This is a genomic window from Streptomyces sp. NPDC002386, assembly GCF_053593175.1.
In genome coordinates this window covers 222104-235737 of sequence record NZ_JBSFBX010000011.1, presented here as the reverse complement: position 1 = coordinate 235737, position 13634 = coordinate 222104, and the positions used below count along the sequence as shown (strand labels likewise).

General features: G+C 72.2%; 12 protein-coding genes. 2 read left to right on the top strand and 10 right to left on the bottom strand.

Going from position 1 to position 13634, the window contains the following annotated elements; all coding sequences use genetic code 11:
* Positions 1-40: 40 nt before the first annotated feature.
* Together ACWCPN_RS23185 and ACWCPN_RS23180 are read left to right on the top strand one after the other, a co-directional pair.
* Positions 41-2068: an O-antigen ligase family protein gene (locus tag ACWCPN_RS23185; protein WP_451209233.1), complete on the top strand. Its 2028-nt coding sequence runs from the start codon at positions 41-43 to the stop codon at positions 2066-2068.
* Positions 2065-2976 (top strand): glycosyltransferase family 2 protein, encoded by a 912-nt coding sequence (locus ACWCPN_RS23180; RefSeq protein ID WP_451209231.1) that lies wholly within the window; start codon positions 2065-2067, stop codon positions 2974-2976. The genes ACWCPN_RS23185 and ACWCPN_RS23180 overlap by 4 nt, the downstream gene beginning before the upstream one ends.
* Before the next feature lie 19 nt (positions 2977-2995).
* Here ACWCPN_RS23180 and ACWCPN_RS23175 read toward each other — a convergent pair whose 3' ends face one another.
* From ACWCPN_RS23175 to ACWCPN_RS23130, 10 genes are all read right to left on the bottom strand, one after another.
* The gene (locus ACWCPN_RS23175; RefSeq protein WP_451209228.1) at positions 2996-3787 is read right to left on the bottom strand and encodes a glycosyltransferase family 2 protein; all 792 of its coding nucleotides are present in this window, start codon (positions 3785-3787) and stop codon (positions 2996-2998) included.
* Between the two features lie 11 nt (positions 3788-3798).
* A complete protein-coding gene (locus ACWCPN_RS23170) occupies positions 3799-4845 on the bottom strand; it encodes a hypothetical protein (RefSeq protein WP_451209226.1) in 1047 nt (348 codons plus the stop codon).
* Positions 4842-6329, bottom strand: a complete 1488-nt coding sequence (locus ACWCPN_RS23165) for an oligosaccharide flippase family protein (RefSeq protein WP_451209223.1) — start codon at positions 6327-6329, stop codon at positions 4842-4844. Before ACWCPN_RS23165 ends, ACWCPN_RS23170 begins: the two co-directional genes overlap by 4 nt.
* Positions 6292-7170 carry a Wzz/FepE/Etk N-terminal domain-containing protein gene (locus ACWCPN_RS23160; RefSeq protein ID WP_451209220.1) on the bottom strand — a complete coding sequence of 293 codons (879 nt, stop codon included), beginning with the start codon at positions 7168-7170 and terminating at the stop codon, positions 6292-6294. The genes ACWCPN_RS23165 and ACWCPN_RS23160 overlap by 38 nt, the downstream gene beginning before the upstream one ends.
* Before the next feature lie 51 nt (positions 7171-7221).
* Complete coding sequence (gene wecB / locus ACWCPN_RS23155) at positions 7222-8337, bottom strand: non-hydrolyzing UDP-N-acetylglucosamine 2-epimerase (protein WP_451209217.1); 1116 nt, start codon at positions 8335-8337, stop codon at positions 7222-7224.
* Between the two features lie 3 nt (positions 8338-8340).
* The gene (locus ACWCPN_RS23150; RefSeq protein WP_365124557.1) at positions 8341-9600 is read right to left on the bottom strand and encodes a nucleotide sugar dehydrogenase; all 1260 of its coding nucleotides are present in this window, start codon (positions 9598-9600) and stop codon (positions 8341-8343) included.
* Entirely contained in the window at positions 9600-10370 is a 771-nt protein-coding gene (locus ACWCPN_RS23145; protein WP_451209214.1) for a WecB/TagA/CpsF family glycosyltransferase, read from the bottom strand. Before ACWCPN_RS23145 ends, ACWCPN_RS23150 begins: the two co-directional genes overlap by 1 nt.
* Positions 10367-11539, bottom strand: coding sequence for a hypothetical protein (locus tag ACWCPN_RS23140; protein ID WP_451209211.1), 1173 nt, complete (start codon positions 11537-11539; stop codon positions 10367-10369). Before ACWCPN_RS23140 ends, ACWCPN_RS23145 begins: the two co-directional genes overlap by 4 nt.
* A gap of 277 nt (positions 11540-11816) precedes the next feature.
* Positions 11817-12416: an acyltransferase gene (locus ACWCPN_RS23135; RefSeq protein ID WP_365124551.1), complete on the bottom strand. Its 600-nt coding sequence runs from the start codon at positions 12414-12416 to the stop codon at positions 11817-11819.
* 61 nt (positions 12417-12477) lie between these two features.
* Positions 12478-13545 (bottom strand): glucose-1-phosphate thymidylyltransferase, encoded by a 1068-nt coding sequence (locus tag ACWCPN_RS23130; RefSeq protein WP_451209208.1) that lies wholly within the window; start codon positions 13543-13545, stop codon positions 12478-12480.
* Positions 13546-13634 lie beyond the last annotated feature (89 nt).

Genomic DNA, 13634 nt, shown 5'->3' with positions numbered 1-13634 from the left:
AGGACGCGCGGCGGGATGCCACCGAACGGGGGGATGGTTCATGAGTCTTGGTGAGATCTGGGCCATTCTGCGCAGACGCTGGTACTTCGTCGTGCCCCTCACCCTGCTCAGCCTGGTCTGCGGCGGATACCTCTACGTGACCGTCCCCGTCTCCTACCAGTCGCAGAGCTCGGTCACCCTGCTGGACTCCTCGGCGGTCTCCCGGCTGCCTCCCACCTTCGGCAACCCCATCTCGAACGCGGGCGGTTCGCTGATCGTCACGGCCGACGTGCTGATCAGGACCCTGGAGTCGAACGACGCCGCCAAGGAGCTGCGCGGCCGGGGCGTCACGGACCCGTACACGGCCGGCTTCGCGCCGACGGCCGACAGCCCGCTGCTCACGCTCAGCGTGACCGGGACCGACCGGGCCAAGGTGCTGAAGGAGACCAACACCCTCACCGAGTTCGCCGGCGAGCAGCTCAAGGCCCTGCAGGCCGCGGCCAAGGTCCCGCCCGCGTACTTCGTGCAGACGGCGCCCGTCGTCCTGCCGCAGACCCCGGTGGCGAAGTCGAAGAACCGCTACCAGGACATCGCGGCCGTCGTCATCCTCGGAGTCGTCAGCGCCTTCCTGCTGTCGATCCTGATGGAGGGCGTCGCGGTGGTCCGCCGCCGGCGGCACGCCGCGAGGAGCGCCGCGCCCCGGTCCCGGGACGCCCGCGCCCCCGTTCGGGTCCGGAGAGGACTGCTCGGCCGGCGGGTCGACGCCACGGCGATCCTCACCGTCTACCTGGTACTGGCCCTCTTCATCCCGTCGAACCTGGCCCTGCCCGCGCTCGGCGGGGTCGGCACCCCCGCCAACGTCTTCGCCCTGCTGGGCCTGTTGTGGTACCTCGCGACCTGGCTCGGCGGCCGCGTCCTGCCCGCGCGGGGAACCAGGCTGGCGCGCGTCGCGATGTGCGTGCTCGGGCTGGCCGTCCTGGCGGCCTACATCTCGGACGCGGCACGTGAGAGCTCGCACGCGGAGGTCCTGGGCGCCGACCGCGGCCTCATCGGGTTCCTGGTGTGGGTGTCGCTGGTCGTCCTGACCTCGGCGGGCATACAGGAGCGCGGCCGGCTCGACGTGCTGATGCGCCGGGTGGTGGTCCTGGGCGCGGTCGTCGCCGCGATCGGCTTCTACGACTTCTTCTCGGGAACCAACATCGCCGACTCCATCCACATCCCCGGCCTGCAGACCAGCGTCGCCCAGGTGAGCGTCATGGACCGCGGTGCCTTCACCCGGCCCCGGGCCACCACGGCCCAGCCGCTCGAGTTCGGCGGCATGCTCGCGATCCTGCTGCCGTTCGCCATCCAGCAGGCCTTCGACCCGGTACGCCGCCACCTCCACCGGACCCGCCGCTGGGGTCCGGTGCTGCTGATCGCCGGCGCGCTGCCCCTGACGGTGTCGCGGACCTCGATCATCGGCCTGCTGCTGGTCGCCCTGGTGATGGTGCCCCGCTGGCAGCCGGCCCGGCGCTGGGCCGCGATCGGCGTGATGACGGCCTCCGTGGCCGTCTTCAAGGTGCTCGTCCCCGGGCTGATCGGCACGATCACCGGCCTGTTCGCGTCGTTCCTGTCCAACTCCGACAGCAGCACCCAGGCCCGTACGGTCAAGTACAGCGCGATCGTGCCCTATCTGGAGGAACATCCGCTGTTCGGGCGGGGCTTCGGCACCTTCACCCCGGACCGGTACTTCTTCACCGACAACCAGTACATGCTGACCCTGGCCGAGATGGGCGCGCTCGGACTCCTCGCCATGCTCGTCCTGTTCGTCGCCGGCATCCACCAGGGCGGTGCCGTCCGGCGGCTGGCCCGTACCGAGGCCGACCGTGAACTGGGGCAGGCGTTCTTCGCCTCGTCGCTGGTCGCGCTCGTCGTGAGCGCCACCTTCGACTCGCTCAGCTTCCCGATGTTCGCCGGCCTGTTCTTCCTGCTGCTGGGGGCGGGTGGCAGCCTCCTCGGCTTCGTCCGGGGCGAGGCGGCCGGCGCCGCCGAGCCGGCCCCCGCAAGGACCACCGAACCCCAGCTCCCCCGACTCGTGGAGGCCCGATGAGCCCCGTCGCCGTCATCGCCGTCACCTGGAACAGCGCGTCGGTGCTGCCCGGGTTCCTCGCCGCGCTGCCCGAGGGCATGGCCGGCCTCGACTGGCGGCTCGTCGTCGCCGACAACGACTCAGCCGACGACACCGTCGAGGTGCTCCGGTCGCTCGCCCCGGACGCCACGGTCGTCCAGACCGGCCGCAACGCCGGGTACGCCGCCGGGGTCAACGCGGCCCTGAAGGCGGCCGGCGAGTGGGAGGACGGATACGCGGCCGTACTCGTCTGCAACCCGGACATCCGGATGCGGCAGGGCTGCGCCAAGCGCCTCGTGGACACCCTCGGGGCCCAGGTGGGCATCGCCGTCCCCCTGCTGTACGAGGAGGGCCGGGCGGCGCCCCTGCACTCGCTGCGCCGCGAGTCGAGCGTGCCCCGGGCCCTCGGCGAGGCCCTCATCGGCAACCGCCGGGCCGGGCGTTTCCCGGGCCTGAGCGAGCTGGTCACCGACCCCGCCGCCTACGCGCGGCCCACGCGCGCGGACTGGGCGACCGGCGCGCTCATGGCCCTCTCGGTCGACTGCCTGGCCGCCTGCGGGCCGTGGGACGAGTCCTTCTTCCTCTACTCGGAGGAGACCGAGTACTGCCTGCGCGCGCGGGACCGCGGCTACGCCACCCAGCTGGAGCCGACGGCCGAAGCCGTTCACCTGGGCGGCGAGTCCCGGGTCTCGCCCCGGCTGTGGACCCTGCTCACACTCAACCGCGTGCGCCTGTACGGGCGGCGCCACGGGCCCGGCGCGACGGTGTGCTTCCGGGCCGCCGTGTTCCTGCGCGAGGCGTCCCGCGCGGCCCTCGGCAGGCGGGCCAGCCGGGCCGCGGCGGCCGCGTTGCTCAGGCCGGGCGCGCTGCGGGTCACGCCCGGGCCGTGAGGCGCGGCCGGCCTCCCGCTCAGCCGGACCAAGTGGTGTAGAAACTGCCGGGGTTCACCAGGTACCGCACGGTGGCGTGCGGCACGTGGCGCACGGTGTGGCGGCGGCTGTAGCGGTGGACCAGCTCCCAGTCCTCACGGGGCAGCACCTCCGGGGTCCGGCGCAGCCGGCTGAAGCGAAGGGTCCTGTCGCGCCGCCCGACGAAGGCGTTGGTGTCCAGGAAGGACTCGCGGGCGGACCGGCGGCGGTCGAACGGCACGGACAGGACGTCCCGTTCGGTCCCGTCCGGCAGGACCCGGCGCAGCGCCGTGTAGACGCCGTCGGGCCCGCCGGGGGCCTCCAGCACCGCCAGCGCCCGCTCCAGATGGTCCGGCTCCCACAGGTTGTCGTCGTCGAGGAAGGCCACGTACCGCGACCGGGTCAGGCGGATGCCCACGTTGCGCACCACCCCGGCGACCCCGGTGTTCCGGGCCAGCGACACGGCGAACAGCCGCGGATCGTCGGGGAGTCCGGGGAGGCCCGCGCCGTCGTCGACGACGATGACGACCTGGTCGCGGACGGTCTGGTCCAGCGCCGAGCGGACGGCCGCCCGCAGTTCCCCGGGGCGGCGGTGCGTGGCGATCACCGTCGCGACGAGGGCGGCCGGCGGGGGAGCGGTGGCGGCCGCGAGGCGACGGGTCTCGGCGCTCTCGACACGGCGCAGTCGCACCGCGGACGGGGCGAGGAGGACCTTGTTGCGGAGCTCGAACAGCACGAGCCAGCCGAAGGCGCCCTTGAGCAGTTCCCAGGGGGCGCGGGCGATGCGTCTCATGGTTCTCTTCCTCAGCCGGCCGGCTCGGGGGCGACCGAGTGCCCGTGGGTGAACCGGTTGCCGCGCCAGACGTTGCCGGCCCCGCCGGCGTTCCAGGCGGTGACGGCGCCGTAGTGGCCGGAGTTGCGGTGGTACCGGGTGGAGAAGACGTTGTTCGTGACCTGGATGCCGGTGGCGCCCTCGCCGCCCCCGTACAGGGCGTAGGCGCCGCCGGCCAGCAGATTGCCGTCGATGACGGTGTTGGAGACGGGTCCGGTGTCGGCGAAGAGCCCGACGGCGGCCGAGGCCCCCTGGTCCACGGGGACGGAGTTGAGCAGCGTGTTGTGCCGGACGACGAGGCTGCCCTTGTTGCTGCCGCCGCTGATCACCGCGTCGGTGTGCTGCCACTCGCCGCCGGCGTTGCGGAAGGGCACCAGGTCGTGGACGTAGTTGTCGTGGAGGTCGCCCTGTCCCATGGAGAGGGCGTTGCCGAAGACGGAGACGTCGCACCAGCCGACCTCGACGGCGCTCACGCCCATGTTGGAGACGGCGTAGTCCACGCCCCCGTTGTCGGGGCCCTTGCCGGGGACGGCGGTGATGGTGCTGTGCAGGATCCGCAGCCCGCTGTGCCCCGGACGCAGGTTCACCCCCCACCAGTTGGTGGAGGTGATCCTCGAGTCGATGATGGTGACGTCGTCCGCGTAGATGTCGAGTGAGCCGGTGATGTCCCACCCCCGGATGACGGTGCCGTCGGTCCTGACGCTCATGTTCCCGGTGGAGTGCGGCTCCAGCGGGATGCGGGGCCCGGTGGAGCGGGCGTCGGGGAAGCCCGCTTCGGCTTGCGCCGCCGGTGCCGCGGGCCGCGGGGACGCCCCGCGGGGCGCGGGGCTCCCGGACGACGAGCCGGCCGGGGCCGCCGAACGGGCTTCCGGTGACGAGGGGTCTGCCGGCGCCGGGGGAGGCGGGTGGGCGGTGCCGCGGGAGGTGCCGTGGACGGACGGTGCGGCGTCGGCGCCCGAGGCGCACGCGGCGCAGAGTAACAGGGCGAGTGCGGCGAGCAGTTGACGGAGCCTGGTCACGCGGCCTCCGGGGTTCGGGCGCCGAGCAGGAAGCGGCGGCTGGGCAGGACGCACACCACATAACAGGCCAGCGCGGTGGCGCCGATGGCGAAGAGGGCGACGATGCCGTCGCCGAGGAGCCGCTTCGCGGTGAGGGTCACCACGGTCATCACGACTCCCCCGAGGAAGGGCCAGGTACAGGCCCTGACGACGTGGGCGGGGCCGATCCCGGCCCGGCCGAGGGCGTACAGAAATACGGGGACGACGAGAACGGCCGCGACGATGACGTGTCCCTGGGAGACCCCGACGATGCCGCCGAGGCGGGCGCCGGCGACGAGGACGGGGACGAGGGCGACGACCCACAGGCCCTGGACGAGGATGAGGGAGCGCCGCTGGCCGGCGGCGACGAGGCAGTCGTAGGCGAGTTCGCAGCCGATCCGGACCAGGCCCAGCGCCATCAGCCAGGGCAGCGCCGAGGAGGCGGGCACCCATGTGCTCCCGTAGACGAGACGGACGACCGGCTCGGCCAGTCCGCCGAGCAGCACGCAGAGCGGGACGGTGCCGGTGACCAGCACGCCGAGGGCACGGCTGAAGCCTTGTGCGAGGGCCTCCGGGGTGGCCGCCAGGCGGGAGAAGCCGGCGAAGGAGACGCGGCGGGCCGCCTCGGAGATGATGCGCACCGGCCAGCCCGACATGTTGAACGCCAGGACGTAGAAACCGAGGGCGACCGAGCCGAGGGACGACCCGACGACCATCGTGTCCACGTTGACGACGGCGAGCGCGAGCAGGCTCGCCCCGGCCAGCGGGAGGCCGAACCTCAGCAGGGCGCGGGCCTGCCGGGGGTCCCAGCCGAACCGCAGCATGCCGGGGGCGGCGAGCGCGCAGCCGAGGAGCGCGGCGACGTTGCCGGCCACCGCTCCCCAGGCGAAGCTCATCGCGCCCCAGCCGGCGAAGGCCAGCACCAGCGTCACGGCGGTGCTGAGGACGAAGTTGAGCGCGTCGATCACCATCCGCCTGCCCTGTGCGAACTCACGCGTCAGGTAGCCGGCGGGGACCTGGGCCACCCCGTCCAGCACCAGGCACAGGCACATCACCCGCAGCACGTCGGAGGCCCCGGGCGAGTCCAGCAGCCCGGCCACCGTCGGTGCCGAGACGAAGATGGCGGCGTACAGCAGGACGCTGGAGGCGGTGCCCAGCGTCAGCACGGTCGGCGCGAAACGGCGCGGGTCGCCGTCCCAGCGGACGATGGCCAGGCCGACGCCCAGCTCGTTCGCGGAGAGCAGCACCAGGAGCACGGTCTGGGCGATGCCGTAGACGCCCCATTCGGCGGGCCCGAGGGCGAAACGCGCCAGCAGGATGCCGGTGGCGAAGTTGCCGAGGCGCATCACCACGGTGTTGATCAGGCTCCACCGGGCCGCGGAACGGACCTTGTGCCCGAGGGAGGGGGAAGCGGGGGTGTCGCTCGGCTCAGCGGTCTCGCTGTCCGGTGTGCGAACGCTGTCCATGAGTCGACTCCTCGTCGAGCGGCTCGGCGGCGGGCGCCACGGCCATGGCGGGCCGTCCGGCCCCCGGCTCCGCGGCGGGCCTGTTCTCGGCGGACCGCGACCAGCTGGGCGGCGTCCTGAGTGCGATGGTCCGTTCCGCGGCCGATTCCCCGGCCGCGGGCTCGGCGGCGGGCGGACCGGAGACGGCGGCCGGTCCGGAGACGGCCGCCGGACGCTCGGGTTCCGCCGCGCGCGCCTGCGGCCGCGGCCGGCGGCGCGCCTCCACGTAGAAGGCGGCGGCCAGACTCAGCACCAGGCCCAGGCCCCCGGCCATGACCAGGTACTCCAGCCGGGTCTTCGTCTGCGCCACCGGGTTCTGCGGGGGCACGATCGTGGTCATGCGGATCATGGCCTTCGGGGAGACCGACTGCTGCTTCTGGAACTGGTCCAGCCGCTCCTTGGCGTACGCCGTCAGGATGCGGTCCGAGGACAGCACGGCGGCCTTGTCGGTGCCGGTGACGGTGAGCCACATCAGCGGCCCCTGCGCGTTGTCGGCGAGCTTGGCCTCGAACGTGCCCTTGGCGCCACGGGACTTGAGTTCCCGCAGCGAGCCGTCGGAGTTGAGGTTGCGGGCCAGGCTGTCGGCCATGCCGGTGAGCGAGGTCTGGGTGCTGAGGAACGGATTGCCGTCGTAGGCCACGGTGGCCTTCTGGGAGTTCAGAAGGGCCACCGTGCTCTGCGACTGGTAGGTGACCGGAACGACCAGCGCCACGCCGGCCGCCAGCGCGGCGGTCAGCAGCAGTCCGGGCAGCAGCACGTACCAGCGCCTGCGCATCACCCGGAAGATCTCAGCGAGATCCATGGTGGTCCCCCCTCACGCCCCGACCCCCGATGAGCATATGTTGCAAGCGGATCATATGGCTGCTGTTTGGTCGGTGGGCCTCGGCCGGCTGCTCGCGGTGCCTCCCTCCAGCAGCACGTCGGCGATGCGGTCGCTCGCCAGTCCGTCCCACAGTTCGGGCCGGCGCGGGGCGGGGGGCTCGTCCAGGACCCGGTGCACGGTGGAGACGACGCGTGCCGGGTCCCGGCCCGCCAGCACGTTGGTGCCCTGCTCCACGGTGACGGGCCGTTCGGTGTTGTCCCGCAGGGTCACGCAGGGCACGCCGAGCGCGGTGGTCTCCTCCTGGACGCCGCCCGAGTCGGTCAGCACCAGGCGCGCCGAGTCCTGCAGCGCGATGAAGTCCAGGTATCCGGCGGGCGGCACCAGCCGGATACCGCCGGGGACGCCGATGCCCGCCAGCCGTTCGGCGGCGCGCGGGTGCACGGGCAGCAGCAGCGGGCAGCGGCCGGCTATCTCGCCCAGAGCCTTCAGCAGCCCGGCGAGGACCTCGGGGTCGTCCACGTTGGCGGGCCGGTGCAGGGTGACCAGACCGTACTCCCCCCGGGTCAGGCCGTGCCGGTCGAGGACGTCCGAGGCGCGGGCCCGTTCCAGGTTGGCCAGCAGCGTGTCGATCATGACGTTGCCCACCAGGTGGATCTGGTCCTCCCGGTACCCCTCGGCGCGCAGGTTCGCGGCGGCGTCGGGGGAGGGGGCCAGCAGATAGTCGCTGACCCGGTCGGTGGCGACCCGGTTGACCTCCTCCGGCATGCTCCAGTCGCGGCTGCGCAGTCCGGCCTCGACATGGGCCAGCAGCGGGCCCGCCTTGGCCGTCACCAGGGCGCAGGCCAGGGTGGAGTTGATGTCGCCTACCACCACGACGACGTCCGGGGACAGCTTGCCGAGCAGGGGCTCGAACGCGGTCATCACGCGGCCGGTCTGCTCGGCGTGGCTGCCGGAGCCGACCCCGAGGAAGTGGTCGGGCGGCCGGATGCCGAGGTCGGTGAAGAACACCTCGTTCATGGCCGGGTCGTAGTGCTGACCGGTGTGCACCAGCACCACCTCGGCGCCCCGGCGTTCCAGCGCGTCCATCACCGGTTTGATCTTCATGTAGTTGGGTCGCGCACCGGCGACGCAGACGATGCGGGGCATGGTTCAGAGCACCTCGATCGTGGGCCCGGCCGACAGCCGGCGGCGGCAGTCGAGGACGAAGCGGGCGTGCTGGGCGATGAGTTCGTAGTCGAAGCTGTCGTGGTCGGTGAGCAGGACCACCACGTCGGCGGCGGCCAGCTCCTCCGGCACCGGTTCCACCCGCACCAGCCGGGTGTCCACCGGCAGGCTCTCGACCACGTGCGGGTCCGCCGCCTTGACCTGTGCTCCCATGTCGAGCAGCAGCTGGGAGATGCGCAGGGCGGGCGACTCGCGGGCGTCACCGGTGTTCTTCTTGTACGCCAGGCCCAGCAGCAGGATGTTCGAGCCGTTCACCGACCGGCGTCTCTCGTTGAACAGGTCGCTGATGCGCCGCGCCACGTACTCGGGCATGTGGTTGTTGATGTCGTTGGCCAGCTCCACGAAGCGGAAGCTCTGGCCGAGTTCGCGCTGCACCCGCCAGGACAGGTACGAGGGGTCGATCGGGAGGCAGTGGCCGCCGACGCCCGGTCCGGGCGTGAACTTCATGAACCCGAAGGGCTTGGTGGACGCGGCGTCGATGGCCTGCCAGACGTCGATGTCCAGGTGGTGGGCGAACATCGCGATCTCGTTGACCAGCGCGATGTTGACGTGCCGGAAGGTGTTCTCCAGCAGCTTGGCGAGCTCGGCCTCCTTGGGCGAGCGCACCGGCACGGTGGTGTCGACGAGCTGCCCGTAGAAGTCCCGCACGGCCTCCAGCGAGGCCGCGTCGACGCCGGACACCACCTTCGGGGTCTCCTTGAAGCCCCAGACGGTGTTTCCGGGGTCGATCCGCTCCGGGCTGTAGCCGAGGTGGAAGTCGGGGCCCGCGGTCAGGCCCGAGCCGTCCTCCAGGATCGGGGCGAACAGCTCCTGGGTGGTGCCGGGATAGGTCGTCGACTCGAGGACGACGGTGGCGCCGGGGCGCAGATAGCGGGCGAGGGTGACCGCCGACTCCTTGATGTACCGCAGGTCGGGGGTGCCCTCGTGCAGCGGCGTCGGCACGGTCACCACGGCGACGTCGAAGCCGCCGCAGTCCCGGGCCGCGTCGCTGGGGCGGTAGGTGCCGTTGTCCAGCGCGGCGCGGATCCGCTCCGAGGAGACGTCCTCGACGAAGGACTCGCCGGCGGCGAGGCTCTTGATCCGCCGGGAGTCCACGTCGTAGCCGATCACCTCGTGACCGACCTCGGCGGCCCGGACGGCCAGTGGCAGGCCGACATATCCCTGTCCGACCACGACGACGCGCATCAGTGACTCCTGTTCGCGGAGGCGGGCGACGGGGTGAGCCGGATGAACTCGCGCGCCGTCATGAGGACGAAGGCAGCATTGGTGGTGAGATAGCGCCGGCCCAGCCGGCGCGGCTCCTGCAGCGCCCGGTAGAGCCACTCGACGCCCCACCGCTGCCAGATCACGGGGGCCCGTCGGGTGACGCCGGCCAGGATGTCGAAGGAGCCGCCGACGCCGTGCACCACGCGGGCGCCGGTGCGCTCGCCGTACGCGGCGGTGAAGATCTCCTTCTTGGGCGACGTCATGCCGAGGAACAGCATCCGCGCGCCGCTGCGGGCTATGGCGTCCGCGACGGCCTCCTGCTCGGAGTCGTCGAAGTAGCCGTTCCGGCTGCCGGCCACCTTCAGGCCGGGGAAGCGGCCGGCCACCTCGGCCAGCATCCGCTCCAGCACCTCCTGGCGGGCGCCGAGGAAGTACACGGACACGCCCGCCGACTCCGCCTCGGCCAGCAGCCGCAGGAACAGGTCGATACCGGCCACCCGCTCCGGCAGCGGGGCGCGCAGGAGCCGGCCGGCCCAGACCACGGCCTGTCCGTCGGCGAGGACGAGATCACAGCCGGACACGGCCTCGGCGAGCCGCTTGTCCCGCCGCATGTTCACCAGCTTCGCGGCGTTGACCACGCCGATCTCCAGCTGCCGGCCCTCCCGGACCGCGGCCAGGCAGCGCCGTACGGTCTCGTCCATGGTCAGCGGGTCGAGTTCGACCCCGAAGAGGGACTGACGCCCGCTCATACGCGGCCTCCCTGCCAGGCGTGGAGCATCCAGCCGAACTCGTACGGGCGGCATTCGCGGTCGACGGAGACGGGGCGGTACACCCGGTCCAGGGGCGTCAGCCGGAGGTTCGGGACGACCCGGGTGCCCAGGCCCCGGGCGGCGCGCACGGCCTTCTTCGGATCGCCCCGGAAGACCTTGCGCCAGGTGACGCCGAGCTCGTCCAGGATCAACGGCTCCTGCCTGCCCGGCTGTCCGGCCAGCTCGGGCACGTCCGTCATCCAGCCGAGGCCCTTGCGGACCGACGCCGCGAAGTCGGTGCCGCCGGCGTCGGCGAGGTCGAACAGGGCGGTCGGCGCCATCGCGTGCTGGTGGACGCTGTAGACCGGGTAGCCCTCCACGACGCCGCCGGTGCGCGCGTCGTAGTGCCACCACCACTGCCCGCCGTCGCCCTGCAGCTCGCAGATGCGCGCGGCGCAGGCCTCGGCCGCGGCCAGTGCCTCCGGATCGCCGTCCCCGTCGCCGCACGCGTGCGCCCGGGCCAGGGCCTGGAGCGGGTACGTCTGGTCGGCGAAGCAGCTCACGTGGGCCCGGTACCAGGGCACCAGCCCGGGGCCGGTGGCGTGCGGGAACAGCGGGCTGTTCCCGATCCTGGCCCGCAGCAGGCGGTCTCGGGCGGCGGTGAGCCGGTCCTCCACGTCGACCGTGCCGTGCGCCGCCGCCAGGGCGGAGAGCACCCACGCCGCCTCGACGGTGTACTGCGGCCTGCCCTCCTCGTCCAGGGCGCGCATCCGGTCGAGGGCGTCGGACAGCTTGGGATGCCCGGTGTCGGCGGCGGCCCAGGCGATGAGCGCCGCGTCACCGAGATTGGTCACCGCGGGCAGGGACTCGATCAGCAGACCCGTGAACTCCTGGGCGCTGCGACCGCCGAGCACCGTGCGCTGGCGCTCCTCGGGCAGGAACCGGACGCCGAGCGCGGTGATGGCCGCGTACCGGGTGCTGGTCCCGCGCCGCTCCAGCGTCCACGAGCCGTCGGGTGACCGGTGCCCGGCCATGGTGAAGGCGAAGGCCTCCTTGCCGGGAAGCAGCATCGACGGAAGCCCGGACTCGGCGACCGTGAGCAGTCGTTGGGCGAGCATGAGCAGCGCCGGTTCCTCGCGGCCGAGCGCCGCCAGACGTGTGATGGTCATCGTTCGGACACACCAACCCCCCTGTGGGTCCTGTTTTCGCGCAGACTTGAGATCGCCGCGGCGTGAACGGCCGGGCGGTGTAAGGGCAATGCGGAGGTCAGGCGCCGGAGCGGCTGCCGCTCCTCGCTTCAGGCACAGATGTCCCCACTCTGAAACCCCCCCGGGTCGTGTGCTCCCTGTGCTGAACCTGCACAGTTCGCACACATGTTATGCCTGCACATGTTCGACGAACGGTGTTTTGGGAGAATCGGGACCGGTACTTCGTGAGTTCAACTGCTCATGCGCGCGGGACGAGTTCGCCGTCCTTCTCGTCGTAGCGCTCGCCGGTCTCGGGGCACTCCCAGCAGCCCGGCTCGCCCTCCCGCTCCACCAGCCGTACGCCGGCCCGGCCGACCCAGCCGACGCGGCGCGCCGGGACGCCCGCCACCAGCGCGAAGTCCGGCACGTCCCGGGTCACCACGGCGCCCGCCGCGACCAGGGCCCAGCGTCCGACGCGCACCGGCGCCACACACACCGAACGGGCCCCGAGCGACGCGCCCTCGCCGACCACGACGGCCACCGCCTCCCAGTCGCCGCCGCGCTTCAGCCGGCCCCCCGGGTCCACGGAACGGGGGAAGTGGTCGTTGGTGAGCACGGCCGCCGGGCCGACGAACACCCCGTCGCCGAGCACCGCGGGTTCGTAGACCAGGGCGTAGTTCTGGAGCTTCACATGGTCGCCGATCCGCACCCCGGGGCCGACGTACGCCCCCCGGCCCACGATGCACCCGCCGCCCAGCCGGGCGTCCTCCCGGATCTGGGCCAGATCCCAGACCGTCGTGCCGTCGCCGATCGTGGCCGACTCGTCGACCTGGGCGGTGGGCTGGATCCTGGTGTTCAACGGGTCGGTCTCCTCTTGTGGTCGGTGCGGCCGCCGGGGCCGGTCACCGGGCAGGCGGTCGTCATGACGAGATCTGCACCTTGCTGTGGTCACCGAGTACGAACCGGTGGGCGGCGGGCTTGCGCGGGGAGGGGGTCACCTCGACGTTGCGGCCGATGAGGGAGGCCTCCACCCGCCGGACGCCGCTCACCGAGGCTGCGCGCAGGACGATGGAGTACTCGATCTCGCTGTCCTCGACGCGGCAGTCGCCGGCGATCGAGGTGAAGGGGCCGATGTAGGAGTCGGTGATCACGGTGTCGGCGCCGATGGCCACCGGGCCCACGATCCGGCTGCCGGTCACCTTCGCCCCGGGATCGATCCGCACCCGCCCGATGATCTCGCTGTCGTCGTCGACGGTGCCGTCGATCCGGCGCTCCAGCGTCTCCAGCACCGAGCGGTTCACCTCGAGCATGTCGGTGACGTTCCCGGTGTCCTTCCAGTACCCGGAGATCGTCGTGGAGCGCACGTCGCGTCCGGCGTCGATCAGCCACTGGATGGCGTGCGTGATCTCCAGCTCGCCGCGCCAGGAGGGCTCGATGGAGCGCACGGCCTCATGGATCGCCGGGGTGAAGAGGTACACGCCCACCAGGGCGAGTTCGCTCTTGGGGTGCCTCGGCTTCTCCTCCAGGCCGATCACCCGCCCCGCGGCGTCGAGTTCGGCCACGCCGAACGCGGTCGGGTCCGGCACCCGCGTCAGCAGGATCTGGGCCTGGGGCCGCTCGGCGCGGAAGGCGTCCACGAGATCCGTGATGCCGCCGACGACGAAGTTGTCGCCGAGGTACATCACGAAGTCGTCGTCGCCCAGGAACTCACGGGCGATCAGCACCGCGTGGGCGAGGCCCAGCGGGGCCTCCTGCGGGATGTAGGTGACGGCGAGCCCGAACGCGGAACCGTCGCCGACCGCCTCCCGGATCTCCGCGGCCGTGTCCCCCACGATGATCCCGACCTCGGTGATGCCGGCCCCGGCGATCGCCTCCAGGCCGTAGAACAGCACCGGTTTGTTCGCGACGGGTACGAGCTGCTTCGCCGAGGTGTGGGTTATGGGGCGCAATCGGGTACCTGAGCCACCAGACAACAAAAGTGCCTTCATGCATATCAGCCTACTTACAGCGGACTTGCTGACGGAGGGATTCCGGGTACGAAAGATCCCGTCCTCACGGACCGTCATGCCGCCGGGCC

Coding starts and splice junctions, on each gene's coding strand:
- wecB (WP_451209217.1), bottom strand. CDS start 8,337: ATGCCCCGCATCGTCTGCGTCGCCGGTGCGCGACCCAACTACATGAAG.
- ACWCPN_RS23130 (WP_451209208.1), bottom strand. CDS start 13,545: ATGAAGGCACTTTTGTTGTCTGGTGGCTCAGGTACCCGATTGCGCCCC.
- ACWCPN_RS23150 (WP_365124557.1), bottom strand. CDS start 9,600: ATGCGCGTCGTCGTGGTCGGACAGGGATATGTCGGCCTGCCACTGGCC.
- ACWCPN_RS23165 (WP_451209223.1), bottom strand. CDS start 6,329: ATGGACAGCGTTCGCACACCGGACAGCGAGACCGCTGAGCCGAGCGAC.
- ACWCPN_RS23140 (WP_451209211.1), bottom strand. CDS start 11,539: ATGACCATCACACGTCTGGCGGCGCTCGGCCGCGAGGAACCGGCGCTG.
- ACWCPN_RS23185 (WP_451209233.1), top strand. CDS start 41: ATGAGTCTTGGTGAGATCTGGGCCATTCTGCGCAGACGCTGGTACTTC.
- ACWCPN_RS23145 (WP_451209214.1), bottom strand. CDS start 10,370: ATGAGCGGGCGTCAGTCCCTCTTCGGGGTCGAACTCGACCCGCTGACC.
- ACWCPN_RS23180 (WP_451209231.1), top strand. CDS start 2,065: ATGAGCCCCGTCGCCGTCATCGCCGTCACCTGGAACAGCGCGTCGGTG.
- ACWCPN_RS23175 (WP_451209228.1), bottom strand. CDS start 3,787: ATGAGACGCATCGCCCGCGCCCCCTGGGAACTGCTCAAGGGCGCCTTC.
- ACWCPN_RS23160 (WP_451209220.1), bottom strand. CDS start 7,170: ATGGATCTCGCTGAGATCTTCCGGGTGATGCGCAGGCGCTGGTACGTG.